Here is a 22,801-nt window from a genome sequence, read left to right as displayed (position 1 = left end):
TGTCGTAAGGGTTCGCGGTCGTGTCGTGCCCGAAGGGCCTTACGTCCGACGGCCGCCGCGGTCGAGCAGCCCGCGGCGGGCGAGCTCGGGCGCGAGCCCGTCGGCCATCCACCGCGTCTCTTCGAGGTTGGGGAAGCCCGACACGATCACGTCGTGGATGCCGATGTCGGCGAGTTCCGTCAAGCGATCGGCGATGGCGGCGTGGCTGCCGACGAATCCCGTCGCGGCGCCGCCCGCGAGCAGCCCGAAGCCGCCCCAGATGCCGGGCGCGACCCACAGCGAGGTCGGGTCGTCGACGTTCGCGTTCGCGATGAGCGCCTGGCCGCGCTGCTGTCCGACCGACTGCCGGGCGAGGAGCTGCTCGCGCAGCGCCGCCTGGCGCTCGTGGTCGATGCCGTCGAGCAGAGCGAGCGCGTCGCGCTCCGCCTGCTCGTGCGTGTCGCGCGCCAGGATCCACCCGCGCACGCCGAAGCGCACCTCGCGCCCCTGGGCGGCCGCGAGCGAGCGGATCCACTCGACCTTCTCGCGCAGCTGGTCGAGCGGCTCGAGCCACGACAGGTAGACGTCCGCGTAGCGCGCGGCGACGTCGCCGGCGTAGCTCGACGAGCCGCCGAACCACACCTCGGGCCGTTCGGGGATCTCAACGGACGGCACCTGGTCGAGGTCCGCGCCCCGCAGCGCGACGTGCGTGCCGTCGCGGTCGATCCGCTCGCCGCGGAAGAGCGCACGGTAGGCGTCGAGGAACTCGCCCGTGCGCAGGTACTGATCGGCCTTGTCGCCGAAGTCGCCGTGCTGTTCGGCCTCCGCGCCGGGCTCGCCCGTGACCACGTTGAGGGCGAGGCGCCCGCCGCTGAGCCGCTGCAGGCTGGCGGCGCGGTGCGCGAACGAGACGGCGGTCGCGGTGCGCGGGTGCAGCGCGACGAGCAGGCGCAGGCGCCTCGTCACCGCCGCGAGGGCGGAAGCGACGACCCACGGATCCTCGCAGTACGAGCCCGTCGGCACGAGCACGGAGTCGAAACCGGCCTCCTCCACGGCGAGGGCGACCTGCGTCAGGTACGACAGCGTCGGCGCGCGGAACGGCGAGCGCGGGGCGGCGTCATCGACGGTGCGCACGTTCGTGCCGCCGCGCTGCACGTCGCGCGATTCTCCCGCTGTCGGCAGATACCAGTGAAGCCGGATACCCTCTTCGGTCACGGCGCCACCCCCTTTCGCAATCGGATTCTCGTCCTTCGTCGGCGACGCTATCCGCGCACCGCCGTGCGGGAGAAACCGTCCGTCACATAGCGAAAGATGCCCGCAGAATCGCCGCGGCCCGCGGGCGCACCGATACGATCGCCACATGAGCGATCACTATCTCGACCCGTCCGACAAGCAGTACGTCTCGACCTACAAGGAGCACACGCCCGACGTGCTGAAGGCGTTCAACGACTTCAACAGCGCCGTGTTCGCGCCCGAGGGCCGCGAGGTTCCGCTGAAGTACCGCGAGCTGATCGCGGTGGCCGTGGCGATCACGACGCAGTGCGTCTACTGCATCGACGGCCACACCGCCAATGCGATGAAGGCGGGCGCGACCGAGGCCGAGATCGCGGAGGCCGCGTGGGTCGCCTCGGCGCTCAAGGCCGGCGGCGCGTACGCCCACGGCCGCCTCGCGTTCAAGCTCGGCGAGCCCCACAAGCACTGAGACCGACGATCGAGGGACGCCCGCGCGAGCGGGCGTCCCTCTTCAGTCGACGTCGACGAACAGGTCGGGGTTCTTCTTGCGCCGGCGCCAGTCGAACAGCACGCACAGCAGCGCGGCCAGCATGTAGAGCACGAACAGGATGCTCGCCACGAGCACCATGGTGATGACGTCGGCCGGCGGCGAGACGAGCATGCCGAAGACGAGGCACACGATCAGCACCCAGCGCCACGCCAGGATGACCTGCTTGCCGCGGATCACGCCGGCGAGGTTGAGCGCGACGATGAACACCGGAGTGACGAACCCGATGCCGACGATCACGAGCGTGCGGAAGACGAAGTTGTAGTACTCGATCGCGGTGAACAGCTGGCCGACCTGAGCGATGTCGTCCGGGAAGAACGACGACATCACCGTGATGATGTTCGGCAGCAGGAACAGCGCCAGCACGACGCCGCCGAGGAACAAAGGGATCGCCGCGCCGACGAACCCGATCGCATACCAGAACTCGCGGCGCGTGAGACCGGGGGTGATGAACCGCCAGATCTGCCAGAGCCACACGGGCGAGGAGATCACGATTCCCGCGATCAGTGCGATGCGGAAGCGCATGTCGAACGGCCCGGTGACCGTCGTGAACGTCAGCCGCGTGAAGTCGGAATCGCCGATGTTCTCGGCCACCTTCTGGATCGGGAAGGTGAGCCAGGTGATGATCCAGTCGGTCAGGAACGCCGACGCGATCATGCCCGCGAGGAGCGCGAGCGCCGCGATGATGAGCCGACGCCGAAGTTCGCGGAGATGCCCCGCAAGCGTCATCCGTCGTTCCTTCGGCAAGCCGCGCTCGCCTGCGGCACCCTCGCTCGGGAGGGAGCCTGCCATCCTCAGCTACTGCTTTGGCGTGTCAGGAGACGCGCCCTCAGAAGAGGGCGGTGTCGATGTTGCCGCGGTCGACGAACCATCCGTCTCGTCCGCCGCCTCGTTCTGCGCCGTGCCGTCGTCCTTCATCTGCTTGATCTCGCTCTTGAAGACGCGCGCGGACTGTCCCATGCTCTTCGCGAGGGCGGGCAGACGCGACGCGCCGAAGATCAGCAGGATGACGACGAGTATCAGAAGGATCTGAACTCCACCGGGGAGGTGCACGAGGTACTCCAAGCTCTGGGGAACGTTTCGGTCAGTCTAACGCCGATCGGCCGTTACACCGGCGACTCGTCGAGATGTTCTTCTCCGGATCGCGCCCAGTCGCGCGCGGCGTCCCTCGCGTCGCGCGGCGAGAGCACCTCGATATCGCCTCCCCCGCGCGCCGCCAGGCGGCGGAGCGTCGCGACATCGGCGACCGGGATCCGCGCGAACGTCTCGTGATCGCGCTCGGCGAGCTCGGCGTGTTCGAGGAAGCCCGCGATCAGCGGCCGCACGTGCGTCGGGAACCGCAGGGTCGCGACGATGTCGTCGTCTCCCGGCGTGAACAGGCCCGGTTGCGGTTCGGCCGAGTGCCGCGCCGGCACCGACGTGACCACGAGGCCGTCGATCCGTTCGATGAGGAACGTGCGGGTCGCCTCGCGCAGGTGGCACCAGCCCCGCAGGTACCACTGGCCGCCCGCGATCAGGAGGCCCGACGGATCCACCGTGCGCGTCGTGGTCTCCCCGCCCGGGCGGCGGTACTCGAACGTCACCTCGACGCGCTCCTGAACGGCACGGGCGAGCTCGGCGCGCGCGGCGTCGACCGGTTCGTCGACGAGCACCTGATCGGCCCGGTCGGCGGTCCCCGCGCCGCGCGCGAGCTTCGCCCGCAGGTCGCGCAGGGTTCCGGCGTCCGCGACTCCCGGCACGGCGGCGACGAGCTGCAGGCCGGCGACGAGGGCGGCGACCTCGCGCGTCGTGAACCGCTGCACGCGCTCGACGCCGACCGTGTGCGTCAAACGGATGGTGTCGTGCCCGTCGAGCGCGTCCCAGTCGATGTCGAACATCTCGCCCGAGTAGAACCCAGCGGTCGGCTCGCCCACCATCGACAGCGTGGCGAGCATCTTGCGCAGCTCGGCGGGCGTGACGCCGAACTCCGCGGCCGCGTCGGCGACCGTCACGTCCGCGCGCTCCAGCAGCCACGGCACGAGGGTCAGATAGATGCGCACTCGCTCGGCCCCGTCAGTGCTGCGGCGGCGCGCGGGCCGCACGGCGACGGCCTCGTCTGCGTCGCGCAGATCCGCCGGGCGCGAGTGCAGGATCCGCACCGCGCGGAGCCGGTCGCGCACGAGTTCGCGCAGTTCGTGGGGCTCGATCACGCGCGCCTCGGGCCCGTACGAGGCGATCTCGTCGGCGAGCACGTACGCGTCGACGTACGGCACCACGAGCTCGTCGGCGTCGCGACCCGCAAGGGATCGCCGGCCGAGTCGCAGCGCGGCTTCGGATCCCGGAACCGCCGCGATCCTCGCGCGCTGCCCATCCGCGAGCGCGCGGAGCCCCTCGAGCGTCTGCTCCGCGCTCTGGTCGCCGTCGTCCGGGTCGAACCGCACGCCGGTCGTCCGGACGTCCGACACGATGCGGCTGAGCAGGAACGTGCGGTCCTCCCCCAGCGCCTCGTCGCGCCCGCGCAGGTGCCAGCGCGACTCGAACATCACGAGCGCGCGCGGGCGCACGCGCCGGGTCCGAACCCGCTGAGAGCCCGGCCGCAGGTAGTCGAACGTCACTTCGGCCCCGCGCGCGATCGCGTCCTCGAGCGGGGCGAACGATTCGTCGCGCGCGTCGAGGCGCGGCGTGAACCCGAGGATCGGCTCGTCGACGTCGTAGCCCAGCGCGCGGATCTTGCGCAGCCCCGAGCGCGCCTCGCGCGACATCGCGGCCTCGCTCCACGCGTCGGCCGCGAGGCTCAGCACGGCGAGCTCGCCGGGTGTGAACTCGAGATCGTCGGGCAGGGAGTTGTCCTCCCGGGGGATGCGATAGCGCGCGTCGCGCATGTTGCGCGGGTTGACGACGTCGCCGATCACCTCGATGCGCGTGCCGAGCTCGACGAGCGTCTCCTTGTCGCGCTCGAACATGCGGCCCATCGCCGCCTCATCGGAGCCCGCGCTCACCTGCTCGACGTAGCCGGTCACCGACGAGAAGATCTCGGCGCGCGTCAGCCCGATCTCGGTGCCCAGGAGGGCGACCGTGAGATTCATGAGCCGCTCTTCGGGCGGGATCCGCTGTGCCACGCGGCAATCTTACGGTGCGGCTCAGGCGGCGGGGACCGCTCCGAGCACGTCGATGACCGACACGGTCGCCTCGCCGGACTCGCCCGGCACGACCGTGAGCACCTGGGATCCGACCGTGGCGCCCTTGAGCGCCTCCGCGAAGCCCTCGGGAAGGTCGGCGAGCGCGCTCGTCTCGGGCGCGCCGCTCTCCCATGTCGAGGTGGTGACCGAACGCGACGTCCAGCTGACGTTCGTGTACTGCACCGTGACGGCGTCGGACTCACCGAGCACCGCGCCGTCGCCCTTGAGCAGGGTCTGCGTCGTCTGCTCGGTGGGCGCATCCGCGATCGGCACCGTGATTCCGGGAACGCCGTTCGTGTCGCGCACGACGCTCGGCATGCCGAACGCCGAGTTGTACACGGGGGTGCCGTCGGCCGCGGCCGGAAGCACGCGGTTCACGTCGATGACGAGCAGCACGCTGTCAAGATCCGGCGCCTCGGCGTCCCCCGCACCCGCCGCTTGACCGACCTGCTGCAGCACGCTCTGCAGCTGCGCACCGAATTCCTCGGTCACGCCGTCCTCGCCGAGCGATGCGACGATGCGCGAGCCCTCGCTCGCGCAGGCGAGCGCGTCCTCGATGGCGGGGAGCATCTGCTGCGAGACCGCCGTCGGGGTCGCGACGCGCATCATGCTGCCGGGGCCGTCCCACAGCGGAATCTTCGCCCCGGTTGCGGGGTCGACGAAGAGGACGTCGAACGCGACGCCCTGGTTCATCGACTCGATGACGGGGCCATCGCCCACCACGATGTCGCCGACGGCGACGTCGGCGGAGCGGAAGCCCGCGGGGGCGTCGACCGTCATGTCGGCGCCGAAGTCGCCCGAGACGTCGATCGACGCCAGCGCGCTGTCGTCGGCGCGACCGCACGTCTCCGGAGTCTCAGGAGCGGCGGAGCATCCTACGAGGGCGAGGGCGGCGAGGCCCAGAACACTGGCTACGGCTGTCGTCTTGCGCACCGGCACAGTCTAAACCGATGCGGATGAGGATCCGCCCACCTGGTCGTCGCCGCGCAGCGCAGCGGCGCGTTCTGCGCCCGCCGCGGCCTTCTCCGCGTCGCGCACGCGCTTGCGCAGGTTCTTGTCGGTGATCTCGCGATCTCCGACCGATCCCGGGGTCCACTCGTTCTCGTCGGCGTCGCCGTAGCTGCGCTTCGACGCCCGGCGCTTCACCTCGGGGGCGAGGGATCCGGGTGCCAGCCGGCGCGATGAGATCAGGAAGCCCGTGTGTCCGACCATGCGGTGATCGGGCCGCACCGCGAGCCCGTCGACGTGCCAGCCGCGCACCATCGTCTCGCTCGACTCGGGCTCGGTGAAGCAGCCGAGGCCCCGGATGAACTCCGCGACGCGGCTGAGCTGGGTCGCCGTTGCGACGTAGCAGGTGACCACGCCGCCCGGCGCGAGGGCGTCACTGACGGCCGGCAGCACCTCCCACGGGGCGAGCATGTCGAGCACGACGCGATCGACGGATCCGTCCGCCATGTCGCGCGGGAGCGCCTCCGCGAGGTCGCCGAAATGGATCTCCCACTGATCCGGCACCCCGCCGAAGAAGGTCGTGATGTTCGCGCGCGCCACCTCGGCGAACTCCGCGCGGCGCTCGAACGAGTGCAGCTCGCCGCGCTCGCCGACCGCTCGCAGGAGCGACATCGACAGCGCGCCGGATCCGACGCCCGCCTCCACGACGACCGCGCCCGGGAAGATGTCGGCCTGGGCGACGATCTGCGCCGCGTCCTTCGGGTACACGATCGCAGCCCCGCGCGGCATCGACATGACGAAGTCGCGCAGCAGCGGGCGCAGGCACAGGTACTCGTGGCCCTCGCTGTTGGTCACAACGGATCCGTCGGGCTCGCCCGCGATCGCGCTGTGGCGCAGGACGCCCAGGTGAGTGTGCAGCTCGCCGTCCTCGACGAGGGTGATCGTCTGCAGCTTGCCCTTCGGGCCGGTCAGCTGCACGCGGTCGCCGTAGACGAACGGACCCCTCACCGCGCTCACGCGCCGCCCTCCGCGCGGCCTGAATTCCAGAGCCGCGCCAGGTCGTCCGGTCCGCGACCCGCGAGGGTCTTCCAGACGTCCGCCGCACCGAGGCCCTCCAGCGACACGAAGTGCTCGATGCCGATGCTCGTCGCGCCCGACGCAACCGCGGCTCGCAGGCCCGTCGGCGAGTCTTCGAGCGCGACGCAGTCGCGGATGTCGACGCCGAGCGCCTCGGCGCCGGCGAGGTACGGATCCGGGAAGGGCTTCGGGCGCGCGACGTTGTCGCCGCCGAGGATCGCGTCGAACGCGTCGAAGTCGATGCTGCTGACGACCTGCTCGGCCATGCGGTGCCGCGACATCGTCACGATCGCCGTCTTCACGCCGGCGTCTCGAAGGGCGAGGAGCAGTTCCTTGGCGCCGGGGCGGAACGGCACGCCGTGCTCGGTCAGTTGCGCGAGCACCTGATCGGTCAGGTGCTCGACGATCTCGGGCACGGGCATGTCGACGCCGGCCGACTGCAGGACCGCGGCGGACCCCTCGAGGTCGTTGCCCACGAGCTGCAGCGAGTCCTCGTCGGTCCAGATCCGGCCGAAGCGAGCGACGAGCGTCTTCTCGCCGGCGATCCAGTACGGCTCGGTATCGACGAGCGTGCCGTCCATGTCCCAGAGGACAGCCTTGGGCAGGGCGAAGTCGGTGAGAGTCACCGCACCAGCCTAGTGTTGTGCGCCGGAGCGATAGCCTGGAAGAAGACCTTCAGGAGGGATCCCGATGGACGAGCAGTCACAGCAGCTTCTCGGACCGCGCGTGGCGGTCGCCGCGTTCGACGGCTGGAACGACGCCGGAGAGGCCGCGTCCCAGTGCGTGCGCGTGCTGAGGCAGCTTCAGCCGAGCACCGAGGTCGTCTCGGTCGACCCCGAGCTGTTCTTCGACTATCAGTACACCCGGCCGTTCATGCGCATGGACGGCGAGGGCCGTCGCGAGCTCGAATGGCCGGAGGCGACGCTCAAGCGCCCGGCCGACGCCTCGGGCTTCTGGACGCTGCACGGCGTCGAGCCGGCGCGCGCGTGGCGCAGCTTCACCGCGGAGTTCATCGACGGGCTGCTCGCCGAGGACGTGACCTCGTTCGTCACCGTCGGGGCGATGATGAGCGACGTGCCGCACACGCGGCCGATCGCGGTGCACGCGTCGAGTGAGAACGAGCTGATCCGCGGCGGGCTCGACCTCGACCGCAGCCGCTACGAGGGCCCGACCGGCATCCTCGGCGTGCTCGCCGACGGCGCGGAGCGCGCGGGGATCCCGACCCTCTCGCTCTGGGCGAGCGTGCCGCACTACGTCGCGGGCGCGACGCCGTCGCCCAAGGCGTCGCTGGCGCTGCTCGAGAAGCTCGGCGATCTGACGGGCCGCGAGCTCGACCTCGGATCGCTCCCGAAGGATGCGGCGACGTGGGAGGCCACCGTCGATGCGGCCGCGGCCGACGACGACGAGATGACCGACTACATCCACCAGCTCGAGGAGACGCGCGACACGTGGGACTCCCCCGAGGCGTCCGGCGACGCGATCGCGCAGGCGTTCGAGCGCTACCTGCGCGGCGACGGCGGCCCGGGCAAGGGCCGCCGCGGCTGATCCGCGTCAGGAATTGGCGAACGGCGTGAGGACGCCGAAGCCGAGCATCACCATGATGGCGACGCCGAGCAGGATCCGGTAGATCACGAACGGCATGAAGCTGCCGCGCTCGAGGTAGCGCATGAGGTAGGCCACGACGAACCAGCCGACGAGAAACGCGACGACCGTCGCAACGATCACGCCGCTCCACCCGTAGGGGCCGGGGTCGTTGTGCTCGAGCCCGTGCACGACCTCGAACAGCCCGGATCCCATGACCGCCGGAATCGCCATCAGGAACGAGAACTCGGCCGCCGTCGTGCGCTTGAACCCGAACAGGCGTGCGGCCGTCGTTGTCGCCCCGGAGCGCGAGACGCCGGGCACGAGCGCGAGGGCCTGCGCGACGCCGATCGTGATGCCCTGCGGGTACGTCACCTCGTCCATGTCGCGCTTGCGCGCCCCGTACCGATCGGCCGCCCCGAGGATCAGGCCGAAGATGATCAGCACGGCGGCGACGAGCCAGAGGTTCCGGAACACGTCGCGGATATAGTCCTGCAGCGTGAAGCCGAGGATGCCGATCGGCACGGACGCGACGATCACGAGCCAGCCCATGCGCGCATCCGGATCGTCGCGGGGCACCTTCCCCGCGAGCGACAGCGCCCAGCGCTTCACGATGCGCACGATCTTCGCCCAGAAGTAGACGAGAACGGCGATCTCGGTGCCGATCTGCGTGATCGCAGTGAACGTCGCGCCCGGATCCGACTGCGACGGCAGGAACACGCCGACGATGCGGAGGTGGGCGCTCGACGAGATCGGCAGGAACTCCGTGAGCCCCTGCACGAGGCCGAGGATGATCGCCTCGATGATGTTCATGCGTGATCCTTCTGGTGGTCAGTAGGTGCGAATGAGGTCCGTGAGGACCTTCTGGCCGAACTCGAGGGCGGCCGTCGGCACGCGCTCGTCGACGCCGTGGAACATTCCTGTGAAGTCGAGGTCGCGCGGCAGCTGCAGCGGCGCGAAACCGTATCCGGTGATGCCGATCGTCGACAGGGCCTTGTTGTCCGTCCCGGCGCCGAGCAGGTACGGCAGCACGGGAACCCCGGGGTCGTGCGCCCCGAGTGCGCCGACCATCGCCTCGACGAGGGCGCCCTCGAACGGCGCCTCGAGCCCGATGTCGCGGTGGAAGATCTCGATCTCGACGTCGTCGCCGACGAGCTCGGAAAGCTCCGCGAGCACGCGCTCCTCGGTGCCCGGCAGAACCCGCACGTCGAGCGTCGCGCTCGCCGCGTCGGGGATGACGTTGTGCTTGTACCCGGCGGTCAGCCCGGTCGGGTTCGCCGTCGTGCGCCACGTCGAGGCGAGGAACGCCTCGGCCGGACCCGCGAGCCGCGCGATCTCATCCGGGTCGTCGCTGTCGGATCCGCACACGCCCGTCATCCCGTCGAGCAGCGCACGCGTCGTGTCGGTGAGCTCGACGGGCCACGTCGCGGATCCGATCTTCTCGACGGCGCGCGCAAGCCGAGTGATCGCGTTGTCGGGGTGCACGCGGCTGCCGTGACCGGCACGGCCGCGGGCGCGCAGCGTGATCCACATGAGCGCCTTCTCCCCCACCTGCAGCAGGTAGGCGCTCTTGTCGCCGACCGGAATCGAGTAGCCGCCGACCTCGCTGATGGCCTCGGTCGCGCCGCGGAACCACTCGGGACGCTCCTTGACCACGCGCGCCGACCCCTCGACGCCGCCGTTCTCCTCGTCGCTGAAGAAGACGAGGATCAGGTCGCGCGCCGGCTTCTCGCCCGAGCGGATCAGGTCGGCGACCGACGCGAGAATCATCGCGTCCATGTCCTTCATGTCGACCGCGCCGCGGCCCCAGAGCAGGCCGTCCCTGATCTCGCCCGCGAACGGATCCACCGACCAGTCGGCGGCAACGGCGGGCACGACGTCGAGGTGTCCGTGCAGCACGAGGGCGGGCTTCGACGGGTCGGCGCCCTCGACGCGCGCCATGACGTTCGTCCGGCGCTCCACCGGTTCGTAGTATTCGGGCTCGAGCCCGAGGCCTTCGAGGAACGCCCCGACGTACCGGGCGGCTTCGCGCTCGCCGTTCGCGCGACCGCCGCCGTAGTTGGTGGTGTCGATGCGGATCAGGTCGCGCGCGAGGCGCACGACTTCGGGGAGCTCCTCAGCAGGCATGCGCTCTACGCTACCCGGGCGACCCCGCAGAACCTGGAACGACGGCGAGAACCCGCGACCGGGAGCCGATCCGGCCGCCGTACGATCAAGTCATGTTCACGTGGATCATACGCATCGTCTGGCTCGTCCTCAGCGCGTTGCTCCTCGTGCGGATCGCAGAGTCGCTCTTCGGCGTCGATCAGACGACGTCGATCCTTCCGATCCCGTCCATCACGGGATCGGTCGATGTCTTCTTCATCGTGGGCGGAGTCGCCTGGGGAGTACTTCTGACGTTCGGGGTCCTCGTGGGCGCCGGGAGGCCCCGCCGTCGCAGGTCAGCGCGAGGCCCGCAGCAGCTCGCCCCCGCGACCGTCATCGAGACGCGTCGCACGGGCATGACGATCAACGAGGTGCCGCAGTACGAGATCTTCCTCGACGTGCAGCCGGTGGAGGGCGAAGCGTTCGTGTCGAGCTTCAGGCAGGTCCTGTCGGCGCCCGAGGTCATCCACGTGCAGCCGCGCGGCATGCTGCCCGTGCTGTTCCGGCCCGGAGACCCGGATCACGTCGCGCTCGCGGATCCGAGCACGCACGGCGTCGAGCAGATGATGCTGCGCTGGCGCATCGCCCACGGGCTCGTCGCCGACGAGCTGATCTCCGCGCGGACGCGCGGCATCTCTCAGCCCGCGAGCGTGCTCGCCCTGCGCCCGACGGGCGCGCAGCGCGAGGGGCAGGTTCAGATCACGACCCGCCTGCTCATCACACCGGCCGACGGGTCCGCGGCGTTCGAAGCCGACTCGACCGTCTTCGTGCACCCCGATGCGCTCTCGCACGTGCAGGTCGGCTCCCCCGTGTTCGCGACGTACGAGCCCGCGCATCCCGAGCGCGTCCACATGACCATCCAGCGACAGGAGGGCCTCGCATGAACGTCATGGACTCGCTCGTGTGGCTCGCGAACTTCCCCGCCACGCACGCGTACGAGATGGTCTTCCTCGGGGCGTTCAGCGCCCTGGGCCTCGTCGTCGCCGCCAGACAGAGTGTCCCGAAGCGATCACGGCTCGATCAGCTGCGCGTCGAGCGCGGCATGGCCGGGCCCGAGTTCCCCGCCGCCTCGAGAGTCGCCGCGAAGGTGCAGAGCTGGTTCTTCTTCCTGCTCGCGCTCGTCGTGTTCTCGGGCTTCGTCATCGCGATCGCGAGCCTCATCTTCGGCCCGATCACGCGCGGCTACATCTACGAGCACGGCGAGAGAGCCGTCGCCATCCAGACGGATGACATGGGCTCGTTCGAGACCGTCACCTTCGATGCCGACAACGGGCACCGGTACACGCTCAACCTGCCGTTCTTCTCGCCGGTCACGTACCCGGACCGCGACGCGTTCGTCTCGGGATCCGAGGACCTGGTGGTGCGCTACCTGCCGAATCACCCGCAGGCCTTCGTGATCGATACTCGCCAGTCGCTCGATTCCTGGGGCGAGCCGCTCGGCGGTTGAGGACCGCACGGAACCAGAGGACTACGGGGTCGGCGGCCCTCCCGCACCCTTCGCGTCCGCGTCATCCGCCGCCGCGTCGGTCTCGGTCTCCTCGGCGAGGCGCATCGCCTTTCCGCTCAGGGGCCATCCCCCAGCAGCGAGGCGCGCGGCGACCTCCCGCACATCCTCTTCGGCGGGATCTTCGGAGGTCGCGCGCTCGATCGCGCTCCGGATGTGACGCACGCGGATCTTCTTCTCCTCGTCGGCCGCGAGCTCGGCGACGATCGCTTCGTAGTCCTCGTCGATCAGCGTGCGCCGGAGCAGCGCGATGAGCGGGAAGGAGTCCTTCGGCGGGATGCCCTCGGGATATCCCGCACGCAGCCAGTTGAGGACGGAGCTGATGATGTTCTCTGCCATGTCAGAATCCGAACAGTGTGAGGCCGAAGTAATGGTCGAGTGTGTGCCGCGTCACGAACAGCACGCCGAGGATCACGGCGGCGATCACGACGGCGTAGAGGGCATATGCGCCGACGGTCGCGAACGGGTTGCGGCGCGCCACCACGCCGTCGTCGGTCGTACCGGCGCCCACGGCGTGGAGCTTCATGCCGAGCGCGAACAGTGCCGGCAGCCCGGCGCCGAACACCAGGCCGATGCCCAGCACGCGGACTGCCGCCAGGCCGATCTCCGCAAAGTCGATGTTCATGATCATTCTCCGAGTTGTGTCTCAGCGGGCGTCGTCGCGCTGTCGGAACGCTTCGCCGGTGTGCCCTCGTCCCAGTCGGCGTTGACGTTCGACGCGTCGACCTTCTGCCGGCGGCTGTGCAGGTACATGTACAGCGCCGCCGCGACGAGGAGTGCGAACACGACGAGCGCTCCCACGATCCCGCCGATCGCATGTTCGAGGAAGAAGCACAGAGCTCCGACGATACCCGCAGCCGGCATCGTGATGAGCCAGGCCGACGCCATGCGTCCCGCGACGCCCCACCGAACGGTCGCTCCGGGGCGCCCGACGCCGGATCCCAGAATCGATCCGGTCGCGACGTGCGTCGTCGACAGCGCCATGCCCATCGACGACGACGTGAGGATGATCGCGGCCGATGACGCCTCGGCGGCCATGCCCTGGGGCGATTCGATCTCGACGAGTCCCTTGCCGAGCGTGCGGATGATGCGCCATCCGCCGAGGTAGGTGCCGAGCGCGATCGCGAGGCCGCAGACGAAGATGATCCAGACCGGAAGGCCGTGCTCCTCGATGCTCGTGGTCGTCAGGGATCCGTGTGCGATGAGCGCGAGAGCGATCACGCCCATCGTCTTCTGCGCATCGCCCGTGCCGTGCGCGAGCGAGACGAGGGACGCGGTTCCGATCTGACCCCAGCGGAAGCCGGTCTCGCGCCTCTTGGTGGCCACGCGACGCGTGAGGCGGTACACGCACCACGTGCCGATCGCCGCGATGAGGCAGGCGATCACGGGCGAGAAGAACGCCGGAACAATGATCTTCGAGGCGATTCCTCCCCAGTTGACGCCGGCGAACCCGATGCCCGCGAGACCGGCGCCGATCAGGCCGCCGAAGAGCGCGTGCGAGGAGGAGGACGGCAGGCCGAGCAGCCACGTGAGGATGTTCCAGAGGATGCCGCCCACGAGTCCCGCGAAGATGATCATCATCGCGGTCTGCGGATTCAGCCCGGCGACGAGATCCCCCGTATCCGTCTGAATCATCAGCACGTCTCTGGTGATCGTCGTGGCTACCTCGACCGAGAGGAACGCGCCGATCAGGTTGAGCACAGCCGAGATCGAGACGGCGACCTTCGGCTTCAGCGCGCCGGTGGCGATGGACGTCGCCATCGCATTGCCGGTGTCATGGAATCCGTTCGTGAAGTCGAATGCGATCGCTGTGACGACCACGAGGATCAGGATGAGGAGCTCACCGGACATACGTCAATCGTCGCACCCTCCCAGCTGTAAATGTGACGAGACGTGCGTTCGCGCCACCGCGGCGATCGGCATTCCGCCCTTGCCATCTGTATTAGTGTCGTAATATAATCACACAGACGTCACCACGATTCCCATACGGAGGATTCCCCATGCAGATCGATGACGCGCGGCCGATCTGGGCGCAGCTCGTCGACGAGTTCCGGCGACGGATCGCCGTCGGCGATTGGCGACCCGGACAGAAGGTCCCGGCCGTTCGCGAGCTCGCCCTCGAACTCGGTGTGAATCCCAACACCGTGCAGAAGTCGCTCGCTGAAGTGGACCGCTTAGGACTCACCACCACGGAGCGCACAGCAGGCCGCTTCGTCACCCGGACCACGGCCGCGATCGACGAGGCGCGCGCCGTGCTGGCCGCGACGACGGCTGATGGGTTCGCCGCCGCCGCGGCGGGTCTCGGCATGAGCCTCGACGAGGCGACTGCTCTGCTCGCGCAACGCTGGAACTCACGAAAGGAAGACCGATGAACATTCCCGCCATCGAGGTGACGAACCTCACGAAGGCCTACCGCGGGCGCGCAGCGCTGCGCGGGCTGGATCTCAGCCTCCCGTCGGGCCGCATCGTCGGTCTCATGGGCGACAACGGATCCGGCAAGACGACGCTCCTCAAGATCCTCGCGGGCGTGCTGTCGGACTGGGACGGCTCGGTGCGCGTCGCCGGGCACGTGCCCGGCCCCGAATCGAAGGCGCTCGTCTCTTTCCTTCCCGACGCCTCGTTCCTGCCCGATACGCACCGCGCAGCCGACTCGATAGCCCTGTTCGAACGATTCTTCGCCGATTTCGACGCGGCGAAGGCCCGCGAAATGATTGATTTCTTCGGGCTGCCCTGGGATCGAACGCTCAAGGAGATGTCGAAGGGCATGCGCGAGAAGGTGCAGATCTCCCTCGCGATGTCGCGCCGGGCGCGCGTATACCTCCTCGACGAGCCGATCTCCGGCGTGGATCCGGCGTCGCGGGACGTGATCCTGCGCGGCATTCTCGGAAACCTCGACGACGACGCACTGCTCGTGGTGTCGACCCACCTGATCCAGGACGTCGAGCAGATCGTCGACGCCGTCGTCTTCCTCAAGGACGGCTCAGTACTCCTGAGCGGCGCCGCAGACGATCTGCGCGACGAGCACGGCACGAGCCTCGACTCTCTGTTCCGAAAGGTGTATGCATCATGATCCGCAAGATCTTTGCGCAGGACCTCAGCGCAACGTGGAAATCGCTCTCGAGCACGGTCGGAATTCTGATGCTCGTCGCGACCGTATCGCTCGTCATCTCGTGCTCGAGGTACCGGTGCTCGGCGGGATCGGTCTGGGGGTGGCGATCATCGCCATGATCGCCCTCACACCGATCGTGCTCGGCATCCTCGCGGAGAACTACTGGCGCACGATGTACGGCCGCGAGGGCTACTTCACGATGGTCGTTCCCGCAACGGGGCGCGCGCTGTTCTCGGCGAAGGTGCTGTACGGCATCGCGGCATCGCTCGCGGCGGTCGTGCTGACCGCGCTCGGGCTGTTCGCGTGCGCCGCGGTATTCGCGCAGTCTGTCGGCCAGGACGTCTTCGAGTTCCTGCGGCTCGGACTCGAACAGCTCGGAGCCAGCATGACCTGGTTCTTCGTCGGATGCGTCGTGCTGCAGCTCGTCTACCTCGTGATTGTGGGCGCCGGAATCATGTCGGTCGGCGCACGCGCGCGCTTCAACCATCTCGGCTTCGGCGCGCCGGTGATCGGCGCCGTGCTCATGTACGTCGCCGTGACGGTCGTCGGGTTCGCGGCGATGCTCTTTGTCCCGCTCGGCGCGCGGCTCACGGGCCCCGACGCAGGCTCGTTCGTTGCGGAGGGCATGTTCCGCACCTTCGTCGATGAGGTCGCGGGCGGCACGTCGGGCGAGGCGCCGGAGGTGTTCGGCCTCGGGATTCTGCTCGTGAGCGTCGCGGCGTCGTGCCTGTTCGCGTGGTGGGGTGCGCGCTCAGTGCAGCGCCACACGTCGCTGCGCTGACTCGCGAAAGGTCTGGACAACGGTGCCATCTCTGACGCACACTGGTGCCAGCGGCGCGCTCGCACCGCCTTACGCACACGGAAGGGGCCGCCAATGGGTTTCGACGATCTTGTGAACAACGCAAAGGATGCGCTGAATTCAGAAAAGGCCGAGGAGATCAGCGACTCGGTTCTCGACAAGGCTGAGGGGCTTGCGGGCAAGGTAGGCGACGGCAAGTATGCCGATCAGGCGGCCGACATCCGCAACAACATCGACGGCAAGATCGGGAACGAGTAACACTCGACCGAACGAGAGGGCCGCCGGGACGCAGATATCGCGTCGCGGCGGCCCGTTTTCGTGCGCGGAGCATGCCGAGATGACCTGAGCTGAGGTCACACCTCGAGCACCGGCGCCTCGCGATGCGACTCAGTCTTCTCCCGCCGTCGTCGTCGAATCCGCTCCCGTTCGGCGTTCCGAGAACGTACCGGCCGGAAGATTCGTCGATGATCGACCCATCGCGGCGCCTTCACGAACGGCACGCCGTCACGCATCTGGATCTGCCACTCGGATCGATCCAGATTGTGGTGGTGGCTCCAGCAGAGCAGCACCCCGTTGTCGGTGTGCGTCGGACCGCCGTGCGAGTGTTCGTCGACGTGGTGGACCTCGCACCATGCGGCCGGAATCGAACAGCCTGGAATGATGCAACCGCCGTCGCGGACGCCGATCGCTCGACGCTGATGCGCGCTGAACAGGCGTTCCCGCGCGCCGAGGTCGATGATTCGGCCCGCCTGATCGAACACCACCTTCTGCACCGCGCCGGTGCACGCGATTCGATGCGCGACCGACGCCGGTACCGGGATGTCGACTCCCTCAATATCGGCGACGCCGCCGTCTAGATCGTCGGCGCTCACGGTCACGACGAGCGTCGGCGCGGCGCCGCCGAGCGATGGCGCATCGGACGATGCCGCCGCCGTCTGAATCATCGAGACGAACACGTCGTGCCGGATCTGCGGAACCGTGCGCGGGTCGACGATCATCTCGTCGCCCCACGCGTCGCCCTCGGCCGCATGCTCGGGCATCGTGCTGAATCTCGGAGAGGAGCCGCGGTGCGCGTCGAACAGTCGTTGCAGACCGGCCGCCGCCTCGGGCATCAGGCTTCCACTCAGCGGCACGAGCCCATCGCGGGCTCGACCGAGCCGGATCCCACGAAAGCGGGCCGCGAGCTCAGCATCCGGCTCGACGCCGTCGCGAGTCAGGAACTCGGCCCAGGCGCCGACCATAACGCGAAACTCGTCGAACGTCTGCGGCAGCACCTCGTCCGACGAGCAGTCCGCGTCACTGAACCCCGTCACCGCGGCTTCGATGATCTCGCGCTCGCCCGTCTCCTTCTCGTCGTGGGACACTCCCCCACGACGCTCGAGACGCTCGAACTCGTCGGTGAGGTAGTGAGCCGTCTCGACGCCGATCGCGCCGTCGTGCAGCGCCGCGGCAACGGCCGGATACTCCGCCGGTCGCTGGACGCCCGTGAGCGTCGTACGCTCGCGCGTGCGACGGTCGAGGCGGATCCGTGAACGCGCCTCGCGAACCGAGACCAGCGTCGCCCGCTCGAGCACCTCGACCGCGTTCGCGCAGTCGAACCGCACCGAGAGCCGATCCTCGTTCGCGCGCCCCGACCCCTCGCGATCGGAGCGGGCATCGATCTCGCCCGCAACTCGCACGCGCAGCGCATCGACGTGGCGCCCCAGCGCCTCGAGATCCTGCGCCGTCGCCACGAGATCGCTATCAGACAGCGCGGACACGGCCGCCGTCTGGCTCTCAACGACCGGCACGGCCGCCGATACTCGCTCGCGCACACCATCCGCGAGAGATTCGAATATCGACGCCTTTGCCATGTCTTCAGTTTAGAACATATCTACGATCAGATCAAGGAGTATTTGCGTCAGATATGCCCCGTCACGAACATCATGCTGAGAGTGCTCATGGCCACGAGCAACGACAGGATTCCGCCGAGCGCGAGCGGGCGCAGGCCCGCTGTGCGGATCGCGGCCAGGTCGGTCGACAGCCCGATTCCCGCAAGCGCCGTCGCCACGAGAAAGACGCTGATCTCGCTGATCACCGATGTGGCTGCGGGCGTGATGACTCCGGTCGATGCGACACAGGCGACGAGCACGAAACCGATGAGGAACCAGGGAACGAGCGTGAGGATCCGCGCGAGGCTCATGCGTTCGCCCCGACCGGATCGACGTGCTTCGACAACCGCGAGCGTCACGCTGATCGGGATGATCATGAGCGTGCGCACGAGCTTTACCACGACCGCGAAGCCGAGCGCCGAGGCGCTGAACACGCTCGCGGCGGCCACGACCGAGCTCGTGTCGTTCACGGCGGTTCCGGCGAACAGCCCGAACGCGTGCGGCGTCATGCCGAGCGCGTGGCCGACGAACGGGAAGATCATGACGGCGAGAATGTTGAACAGGAACACGGTCGAGATCGCATACGAGATGTCCGCGTTGCGTGCCTTGATGATCGGTGAGACGGCGGCGATCGCGGACGCACCGCAGATGCCCGTGCCGACGCCGATGAGCGTCGTGATGTCGCGCTCGATCCGCATTGCGCGGCCGATGAGCCAAGCGCCAATCAGGCACACCCCGAGCGAGACGAGCATGACCGGCAGCGATTCGGCGCCGACTGTCACGATGCTCGTGAGCGACAGCTGGGATCCGAGCAGCACGACCGCGCACTGCAGCACGAACTTGCCCGAATACGTCACACCCGGCGCGATACGACCGCTGGGCCGGCGCACCAGTGCGATGACGACGCCGAGGATCACGGCGGGAATTGCCGACCCGACGAGCGGCACGAACCGGCCGATCACCGTCGCGACGCCCGCGATTCCGAGGCACACGAGCAATCCCGGCCAGACATCGTTCCCCCGATCGACGAAGCGTTTCGGGAGAGTCTGAACGGGGGCGAACTGCACAAGATTCAGGATGTCACGGCGCGCCCGGCGTTTCCGGAATCGCAACGGAGCGTCGGACCGACCTCGGCTCCGTCCGCCGGCTCGACGAGAAGCGCGCTCGGCTGACCTCCATCGACGGGGAACGCGAGTTCGCTCCGAACAGTGCCTTCGGAACTTGCAGCCGCGAGCGCGGCGACCGGGCCAGGATGACGTGGCGTGAGCGTACCTGCTGTCTCGCCGCCGACTGTCAGCGTGGCGGCGGCATCCGCAGCGGTACTGCGCGCCGCGATCGCAGTATGCCGAACTCTTCTGGCGCGATCGCGGGGAGCAGCCCGGCGTTCGAACCGACATGATGGCGCGTGGCAGTGTGGCTCACGCCGATCTCCGCCGCGATGGCACGCAGGCTTTGCGCGAGCGGCCCACGCTCGACGTTAGGCGGTTCGGATAGTTCGCTCACGCACTGCGACGAGACCCACGAGAACGAGCACGGTGGTGCCGCCGCCCAACAGCGCGAGACCTGTGCCGTCGAATCCGCTTTCAAGGGGTTGCCCACCGAGCGCCCAGTGCCAGGGCGATGCCGCCGCCAGATCATCGAAAGACTCGATCATCGGCAGCAGCGCATAGATCAGGTACCCCACGACAAGCACCCCGAACGACGCGGAGACCACGACCCCCGCGCGCAGTCCGGCGCCCGACAGAGCCAGCGCGAGAGCGGCATGGAACAGCGCGAGAAGAAGGACGCTCACGGTCGCGGCCGCTACTCCCGCGGCCTCGAGGTCCATGTCAAGAGTCGCTCCCCCGAATGCGACGGTTGCTCCGACGAGAAGCGCAACAACGACCAGAACGAGCACGACCGCGACGAACCGACTGAGGTAGACGCTGACGCGACTGACGGGGAGGGCGAGCAGCAGTTCGAGACGCCCGGAGTCTTCGTCTGCCGCAGTGAGGGCGTTCATGTGCATGATGCCGAGCACCGCGAAGAGCAGCGGAAGGAAGATCGCATAAAGGTTGCCGTTGAGGAATCCCGCGGGGGATGACAACGCTTCGAGACCGAGCGCCGAGACCAGTTCCGGCGACATGCCCGAGGCGAGCGAGTCGAGGGAGTCGGACTCGCTCATCGCCGGCCAGACCGCCAGCACCGACGCCGTGAGGCCGACCAGGGCGATCGCCCAGACGAGAGCACCGCGGCGCTGTGCGCCGAGGCCTCGGTTGAGAAGTTCTGCGTTCACCATGCGCCCCTCTCCGACAGCTCAGGACTGTGATCGTTGCGGTAGTACGACATGAACGCCGTTCCCAGGTCGGGCTCGGGCGCCGTGAGCGACTCGAGGTCGTACTCGCTGAGTTTCCGCAGGAGCTCGCGCGGCGGTCCCGCCCACTGGACCCTCAGCTCACCGGCTTGAGGAGAATCGACCGATCGCGACCCAGAGAGCGACTCCAGTGCGGATGGTGCGGGTGCGGTGTCCGTGAACACGGCCCTGTACTCCTGAGACGCACCCCTGCGCAGTTCGTCGGTGGCCCCATCCGCCACGACCGCACCCGCCCGGATGACGACGATTCGGTCGGCAATGCGTTCGACCTCACTGAGAATGTGCGACGACAGGAGCACGCTCGTGCCAGATGCCGTGACCTCTTCGAGGATGCACATGAACTCGTGCTGCACGAGCGGATCGAGCCCGTTCGTGGGCTCATCGAGAATCAGCAGTTCCGGGCGCGACATCAGCGCGCCGACGAGTGCGACCTTGCGGCGATTCCCGGTCGAGAGGCCGCGCACGTGCCGATCCACCTGCACCCCGAGCCGATCGATGAGGCGATCGCGGAACGCCTCATCGACGCCGCCGCGGAGTCGCGCCCAGCTTCTCAGCGTCGCGGCCACGGTCAGTCGGTCGTCCAAGCGGAGCTCTCCCGGCGAGTATCCGACCCGCGCGCGCACCGCTCGACCGCGCAACGGATCCTCACCGAAGAGACGCACCGTGCCCGACGTCGGCTTCGAAAGCCCGAGCATCATACGAATCGTGGTGCTCTTACCCGCCCCGTTCGGACCGAGGAAGCCGAGCACGGTTCCCGGCAAAAGGTCGAGCTCGAGGTCATGCACGGCGGTGAAGCTGCCGAATCTCTTGGTCAGCTTGTCGCAGTGGATGATCGGAGGCGTTGTCATGGCTGCTCCTCGTTCTCCATCGCGGTCTTCGCCGCGTTCAAGATCGAATCGTCTGCGTAGAAGCCGTGTGTGAACAGTTCCAGCAGCGGGACGGTGATGCGTGCGATGGCCGCGGGCGTGAGCTCTTGCACGCCGAGGGACCGTGAGAAATGGCGAGCCAGGACGATGGGCGCGAGGCCGAAGAGCGTGAGGATCAGCGCGGTGCCCGCCGGGTCGCTCTGCGGATGGATCACTCCGGATTGCTCTTGCTCTCGAACCGATTGGAGCGTGCCCTGAAGGATGCCGTCGAACAGATCATCCGCCGAGCGCGAGCTGCCATCGGACAGCATCCGCGCGAGGTAGTTGAGCGCGGGTCCGTAGGCGTCGAGATCGCCCAGCGCCGTCTGAATGGCCTGGATGGTGATTTGTGCCCCATCCGCCCCCTCGCGCTCGACTGTGAACATCGCAGCGACATGCGCATTGCACGCCGCCCGCAGGCCGTCCTTGTCTCCGAAGTGGTGAACGACGAGTGCCGGACTCACCTCCGCGGCCTGCGCGATCATTCGCATGCTCGCCCGGTCGAAGCCGTGCGCGCCGATCAGCTCGATGGCCGAATTGCGGATCCGGGCCCGAGTGGTCAGGTCGTCGACATTAACTGAACGCATGTTCAACACATTAAACACTCGTTCAGTACGTTGTCAATGCCTCGATGATTCAGGGCTCTTCCCAGATGAGGGTGTAGCGCACGTCGCGCGGCGGGCCGGCGCGTCGGTGTCGGGGTGAGGGTCGAGGTCTCCCGAGGATGAGAGCTCCTACACACTCAGCCCGAAAGACCTCGACGTGCACGACGCTACCGTCGGCGGGCGCGCTGATGCGTTCGCCAGCCCCGACCTGACTGCCTTCTGCCGCCTCGACGAACTCGGCCTCGTTGTCACCGGGCAGCGACTCGAGCCGGATCGTGCCGTATTGGCCTGTCAGGTGGTCGAGCCCGACCAGTGGTGCCGGCGCTGCGGCTGCGAAGGGAGACCACGTGACACCGTGGTCCGACGGCTTGCCCACGAACCACTGGGCTGGCGGCCCACGACGCTGGAGGTCGTCGTGCGCCGTTACCGCTGCAGCGGCTGCGGGTATGTGTGGCGCCAGGACACCACCGCCGCGGCCGAGCCCCGGGCCAAGTTGTCTCGGCGCGCTCTGCGGTGGGCGCTGGAAGGGATCGTGGTCCAGCACCTGACCGTGGCTCGGGTCGCCGAGGGGCTCGGGGTGGCCTGGGACACCGCCAACGACGCCGTTATGGCCGAGGGCAAGCGGGTGCTGATCGACGAGGAGCACCGCTTCGAGGGGGTGAAGGGGCTCATCGTGTTTGAGGGTGTAGTAGCGGCCTGAACCCGCCGGTCTCGAGCAAGCTCCTCGCGATGTAGTGGGTCAGGTTCCTGAAGCCCAGGGCGGTGCCGCGGAGATGCTCGAGCCTGCCGTTGATCGCCTCGGACGGCCCATTGCTCGTGCCGGGATGGTCGAAGAACGCGAGGATGTCGCCCGCGCGCCGCTTGATCGTCCGCCCGAGGGTGATCAACTCGGGCAGATCCTGTGGGATGCCGCCGGCGAGCTGGGCGATGACGCGCGTGAAGATCTTCTTCCCCGTGCCCGGCTTCTTGTGCCGGTAGGCGGCGACG

The 22,801-nt window shown here is 68.5% G+C and carries 26 protein-coding genes and 1 pseudogene; 9 read left to right on the top strand and 18 right to left on the bottom strand.

Annotated elements, in window-relative coordinates:
* Nucleotides 1-39 precede the first annotated feature (39 nt).
* Entirely contained in the window at nt 40-1,194 is a 1,155-nt protein-coding gene (locus tag G510_RS16020) for an LLM class flavin-dependent oxidoreductase (RefSeq protein ID WP_051216597.1), read from the bottom strand.
* A 145-nt stretch (nt 1,195-1,339) separates the two neighbouring features.
* On the opposite strand from G510_RS16020, the gene G510_RS0108130 reads away from it, so the two are divergent.
* Nucleotides 1,340-1,681 carry a carboxymuconolactone decarboxylase family protein gene (locus tag G510_RS0108130; protein WP_029153228.1) on the top strand — a complete coding sequence of 114 codons (342 nt, stop codon included), beginning with the start codon at nt 1,340-1,342 and terminating at the stop codon, nt 1,679-1,681.
* A 42-nt stretch (nt 1,682-1,723) separates the two neighbouring features.
* Here G510_RS0108130 and tatC read toward each other — a convergent pair whose 3' ends face one another.
* The 6 genes from tatC to G510_RS0108095 are packed head-to-tail and all read right to left on the bottom strand — an operon-like array spanning nt 1,724 to nt 7,523.
* Nucleotides 1,724-2,551, bottom strand: coding sequence for a twin-arginine translocase subunit TatC (tatC, locus tag G510_RS0108125; protein WP_029153227.1), 828 nt, complete (start codon nt 2,549-2,551; stop codon nt 1,724-1,726).
* A gap of 6 nt (nt 2,552-2,557) precedes the next feature.
* Nucleotides 2,558-2,812 (bottom strand): twin-arginine translocase TatA/TatE family subunit, encoded by a 255-nt coding sequence (gene tatA / locus G510_RS0108120; RefSeq protein ID WP_029153226.1) that lies wholly within the window; start codon nt 2,810-2,812, stop codon nt 2,558-2,560.
* A 53-nt stretch (nt 2,813-2,865) separates the two neighbouring features.
* Complete coding sequence (locus tag G510_RS17900; RefSeq protein ID WP_084644274.1) at nt 2,866-4,857, bottom strand: helix-turn-helix transcriptional regulator; 1,992 nt, start codon at nt 4,855-4,857, stop codon at nt 2,866-2,868.
* Nucleotides 4,858-4,878: 21 nt separating this feature from the next.
* Nucleotides 4,879-5,850, bottom strand: coding sequence for an FKBP-type peptidyl-prolyl cis-trans isomerase (locus G510_RS0108105; RefSeq protein ID WP_029153225.1), 972 nt, complete (start codon nt 5,848-5,850; stop codon nt 4,879-4,881).
* A 9-nt stretch (nt 5,851-5,859) separates the two neighbouring features.
* Entirely contained in the window at nt 5,860-6,882 is a 1,023-nt protein-coding gene (locus G510_RS0108100) for a tRNA (adenine-N1)-methyltransferase (protein WP_029153224.1), read from the bottom strand.
* Entirely contained in the window at nt 6,879-7,523 is a 645-nt protein-coding gene (locus tag G510_RS0108095) for an HAD family hydrolase (RefSeq protein ID WP_036322498.1), read from the bottom strand. Before G510_RS0108095 ends, G510_RS0108100 begins: the two co-directional genes overlap by 4 nt.
* Before the next feature lie 109 nt (nt 7,524-7,632).
* Between G510_RS0108095 and G510_RS0108090 the strand changes: the two genes are divergently transcribed.
* The gene (locus G510_RS0108090; protein WP_029153222.1) at nt 7,633-8,487 is read left to right on the top strand and encodes a PAC2 family protein; all 855 of its coding nucleotides are present in this window, start codon (nt 7,633-7,635) and stop codon (nt 8,485-8,487) included.
* Between the two features lie 6 nt (nt 8,488-8,493).
* Here the strand turns inward: G510_RS0108090 and G510_RS0108085 are convergent, their stop codons facing one another.
* Both G510_RS0108085 and G510_RS0108080 read right to left on the bottom strand, forming a co-directional pair.
* Nucleotides 8,494-9,336, bottom strand: a complete 843-nt coding sequence (locus tag G510_RS0108085) for an undecaprenyl-diphosphate phosphatase (protein ID WP_029153221.1) — start codon at nt 9,334-9,336, stop codon at nt 8,494-8,496.
* 18 nt (nt 9,337-9,354) lie between these two features.
* Nucleotides 9,355-10,650, bottom strand: a complete 1,296-nt coding sequence (locus tag G510_RS0108080; protein ID WP_029153220.1) for a M20/M25/M40 family metallo-hydrolase — start codon at nt 10,648-10,650, stop codon at nt 9,355-9,357.
* 92 nt (nt 10,651-10,742) lie between these two features.
* On the opposite strand from G510_RS0108080, the gene G510_RS0108075 reads away from it, so the two are divergent.
* On the top strand, nt 10,743-11,552 hold the full coding sequence (locus tag G510_RS0108075; protein WP_029153219.1) for a hypothetical protein: 810 nt from the start codon (nt 10,743-10,745) through the stop codon (nt 11,550-11,552).
* Complete coding sequence (locus G510_RS0108070; protein WP_029153218.1) at nt 11,549-12,115, top strand: hypothetical protein; 567 nt, start codon at nt 11,549-11,551, stop codon at nt 12,113-12,115. Before G510_RS0108075 ends, G510_RS0108070 begins: the two co-directional genes overlap by 4 nt.
* Before the next feature lie 21 nt (nt 12,116-12,136).
* Here the strand turns inward: G510_RS0108070 and G510_RS16005 are convergent, their stop codons facing one another.
* Genes G510_RS16005 through G510_RS0108055 form a run of 3 tightly spaced genes read right to left on the bottom strand, consistent with a single transcriptional unit; the run spans nt 12,137 to nt 14,023 of the window.
* On the bottom strand, nt 12,137-12,511 hold the full coding sequence (locus G510_RS16005) for a DUF3349 domain-containing protein (protein WP_084644273.1): 375 nt from the start codon (nt 12,509-12,511) through the stop codon (nt 12,137-12,139).
* A 1-nt stretch (nt 12,512) separates the two neighbouring features.
* The gene (locus tag G510_RS0108060; RefSeq protein ID WP_051216596.1) at nt 12,513-12,797 is read right to left on the bottom strand and encodes a hypothetical protein; all 285 of its coding nucleotides are present in this window, start codon (nt 12,795-12,797) and stop codon (nt 12,513-12,515) included.
* Nucleotides 12,798-12,799: 2 nt separating this feature from the next.
* Entirely contained in the window at nt 12,800-14,023 is a 1,224-nt protein-coding gene (locus G510_RS0108055) for an inorganic phosphate transporter (protein WP_029153216.1), read from the bottom strand.
* 149 nt (nt 14,024-14,172) lie between these two features.
* Here G510_RS0108055 and G510_RS0108050 point away from each other — a divergent pair, with 149 nt between their 5' ends.
* The 4 genes from G510_RS0108050 to G510_RS0108030 all read left to right on the top strand — a co-directional run bounded on the left by G510_RS0108050 (nt 14,173) and on the right by G510_RS0108030 (nt 16,338).
* Nucleotides 14,173-14,544 (top strand): GntR family transcriptional regulator, encoded by a 372-nt coding sequence (locus tag G510_RS0108050; RefSeq protein ID WP_029153215.1) that lies wholly within the window; start codon nt 14,173-14,175, stop codon nt 14,542-14,544.
* Entirely contained in the window at nt 14,541-15,242 is a 702-nt protein-coding gene (locus G510_RS0108045) for an ABC transporter ATP-binding protein (RefSeq protein ID WP_029153214.1), read from the top strand. Before G510_RS0108050 ends, G510_RS0108045 begins: the two co-directional genes overlap by 4 nt.
* Before the next feature lie 100 nt (nt 15,243-15,342).
* Entirely contained in the window at nt 15,343-16,062 is a 720-nt protein-coding gene (locus G510_RS0108035; protein ID WP_157560483.1) for a hypothetical protein, read from the top strand.
* Nucleotides 16,063-16,155: 93 nt separating this feature from the next.
* On the top strand, nt 16,156-16,338 hold the full coding sequence (locus tag G510_RS0108030; protein WP_029153212.1) for an Rv0909 family putative TA system antitoxin: 183 nt from the start codon (nt 16,156-16,158) through the stop codon (nt 16,336-16,338).
* 95 nt (nt 16,339-16,433) lie between these two features.
* Here G510_RS0108030 and G510_RS0108025 read toward each other — a convergent pair whose 3' ends face one another.
* The 5 genes from G510_RS0108025 to G510_RS0108005 all read right to left on the bottom strand — a co-directional run bounded on the left by G510_RS0108025 (nt 16,434) and on the right by G510_RS0108005 (nt 21,796).
* On the bottom strand, nt 16,434-17,933 hold the full coding sequence (locus G510_RS0108025) for an HNH endonuclease signature motif containing protein (protein WP_029153211.1): 1,500 nt from the start codon (nt 17,931-17,933) through the stop codon (nt 16,434-16,436).
* 47 nt (nt 17,934-17,980) lie between these two features.
* On the bottom strand, nt 17,981-19,018 hold the full coding sequence (locus G510_RS16000) for a YeiH family protein (protein WP_036322467.1): 1,038 nt from the start codon (nt 19,016-19,018) through the stop codon (nt 17,981-17,983).
* 410 nt (nt 19,019-19,428) lie between these two features.
* Nucleotides 19,429-20,226, bottom strand: coding sequence for an ABC transporter permease subunit (locus G510_RS0108015; protein ID WP_169562586.1), 798 nt, complete (start codon nt 20,224-20,226; stop codon nt 19,429-19,431).
* Nucleotides 20,223-21,152 carry an ABC transporter ATP-binding protein gene (locus tag G510_RS0108010; protein WP_029153209.1) on the bottom strand — a complete coding sequence of 310 codons (930 nt, stop codon included), beginning with the start codon at nt 21,150-21,152 and terminating at the stop codon, nt 20,223-20,225. Before G510_RS0108010 ends, G510_RS0108015 begins: the two co-directional genes overlap by 4 nt.
* Entirely contained in the window at nt 21,149-21,796 is a 648-nt protein-coding gene (locus G510_RS0108005) for a TetR/AcrR family transcriptional regulator (protein ID WP_029153208.1), read from the bottom strand. Before G510_RS0108005 ends, G510_RS0108010 begins: the two co-directional genes overlap by 4 nt.
* Before the next feature lie 175 nt (nt 21,797-21,971).
* On the opposite strand from G510_RS0108005, the pseudogene G510_RS15995 reads away from it, so the two are divergent.
* A pseudogene (locus G510_RS15995) lies at nt 21,972-22,502 on the top strand (transposase family protein); the annotation flags it as partial.
* Here G510_RS15995 and G510_RS15990 read toward each other — a convergent pair.
* On the bottom strand, nt 22,483-22,801 hold a 319-nt coding region (locus tag G510_RS15990), incomplete at its 5' end, for an ISL3 family transposase (RefSeq protein WP_036322465.1). The pseudogene G510_RS15995 and the gene G510_RS15990 sit on opposite strands and share 20 nt — an antisense overlap.

Source organism: Microbacterium gubbeenense DSM 15944 (assembly GCF_000422745.1).
Classification (GTDB): domain Bacteria; phylum Actinomycetota; class Actinomycetes; order Actinomycetales; family Microbacteriaceae; genus Microbacterium; species Microbacterium gubbeenense.
Note: the sequence above shows the minus strand (reverse complement) of the source record. Positions and strands in the feature narration are given on the sequence as shown.

Excerpts from the sequence above, each read along its gene's own strand:
- G510_RS0108130 (WP_029153228.1), top strand. The coding sequence starts at position 1,340 with ATGAGCGATCACTATCTCGACCCGTCCGACAAGCAGTACGTCTCGACC.
- tatC (WP_029153227.1), bottom strand. The coding sequence starts at position 2,551 with ATGGCAGGCTCCCTCCCGAGCGAGGGTGCCGCAGGCGAGCGCGGCTTG.
- G510_RS0108095 (WP_036322498.1), bottom strand. The coding sequence starts at position 7,523 with ATGGACGGCACGCTCGTCGATACCGAGCCGTACTGGATCGCCGGCGAG.
- G510_RS0108090 (WP_029153222.1), top strand. The coding sequence starts at position 7,633 with ATGGACGAGCAGTCACAGCAGCTTCTCGGACCGCGCGTGGCGGTCGCC.
- G510_RS0108085 (WP_029153221.1), bottom strand. The coding sequence starts at position 9,336 with ATGAACATCATCGAGGCGATCATCCTCGGCCTCGTGCAGGGGCTCACG.
- G510_RS0108080 (WP_029153220.1), bottom strand. The coding sequence starts at position 10,650 with ATGCCTGCTGAGGAGCTCCCCGAAGTCGTGCGCCTCGCGCGCGACCTG.
- G510_RS0108075 (WP_029153219.1), top strand. The coding sequence starts at position 10,743 with ATGTTCACGTGGATCATACGCATCGTCTGGCTCGTCCTCAGCGCGTTG.
- G510_RS0108070 (WP_029153218.1), top strand. The coding sequence starts at position 11,549 with ATGAACGTCATGGACTCGCTCGTGTGGCTCGCGAACTTCCCCGCCACG.
- G510_RS16005 (WP_084644273.1), bottom strand. The coding sequence starts at position 12,511 with ATGGCAGAGAACATCATCAGCTCCGTCCTCAACTGGCTGCGTGCGGGA.
- G510_RS0108060 (WP_051216596.1), bottom strand. The coding sequence starts at position 12,797 with ATGAACATCGACTTTGCGGAGATCGGCCTGGCGGCAGTCCGCGTGCTG.
- G510_RS0108055 (WP_029153216.1), bottom strand. The coding sequence starts at position 14,023 with ATGTCCGGTGAGCTCCTCATCCTGATCCTCGTGGTCGTCACAGCGATC.
- G510_RS0108050 (WP_029153215.1), top strand. The coding sequence starts at position 14,173 with ATGCAGATCGATGACGCGCGGCCGATCTGGGCGCAGCTCGTCGACGAG.
- G510_RS0108045 (WP_029153214.1), top strand. The coding sequence starts at position 14,541 with ATGAACATTCCCGCCATCGAGGTGACGAACCTCACGAAGGCCTACCGC.
- G510_RS0108030 (WP_029153212.1), top strand. The coding sequence starts at position 16,156 with ATGGGTTTCGACGATCTTGTGAACAACGCAAAGGATGCGCTGAATTCA.
- G510_RS0108025 (WP_029153211.1), bottom strand. The coding sequence starts at position 17,933 with ATGGCAAAGGCGTCGATATTCGAATCTCTCGCGGATGGTGTGCGCGAG.
- G510_RS0108010 (WP_029153209.1), bottom strand. The coding sequence starts at position 21,152 with ATGACAACGCCTCCGATCATCCACTGCGACAAGCTGACCAAGAGATTC.
- G510_RS0108005 (WP_029153208.1), bottom strand. The coding sequence starts at position 21,796 with ATGCGTTCAGTTAATGTCGACGACCTGACCACTCGGGCCCGGATCCGC.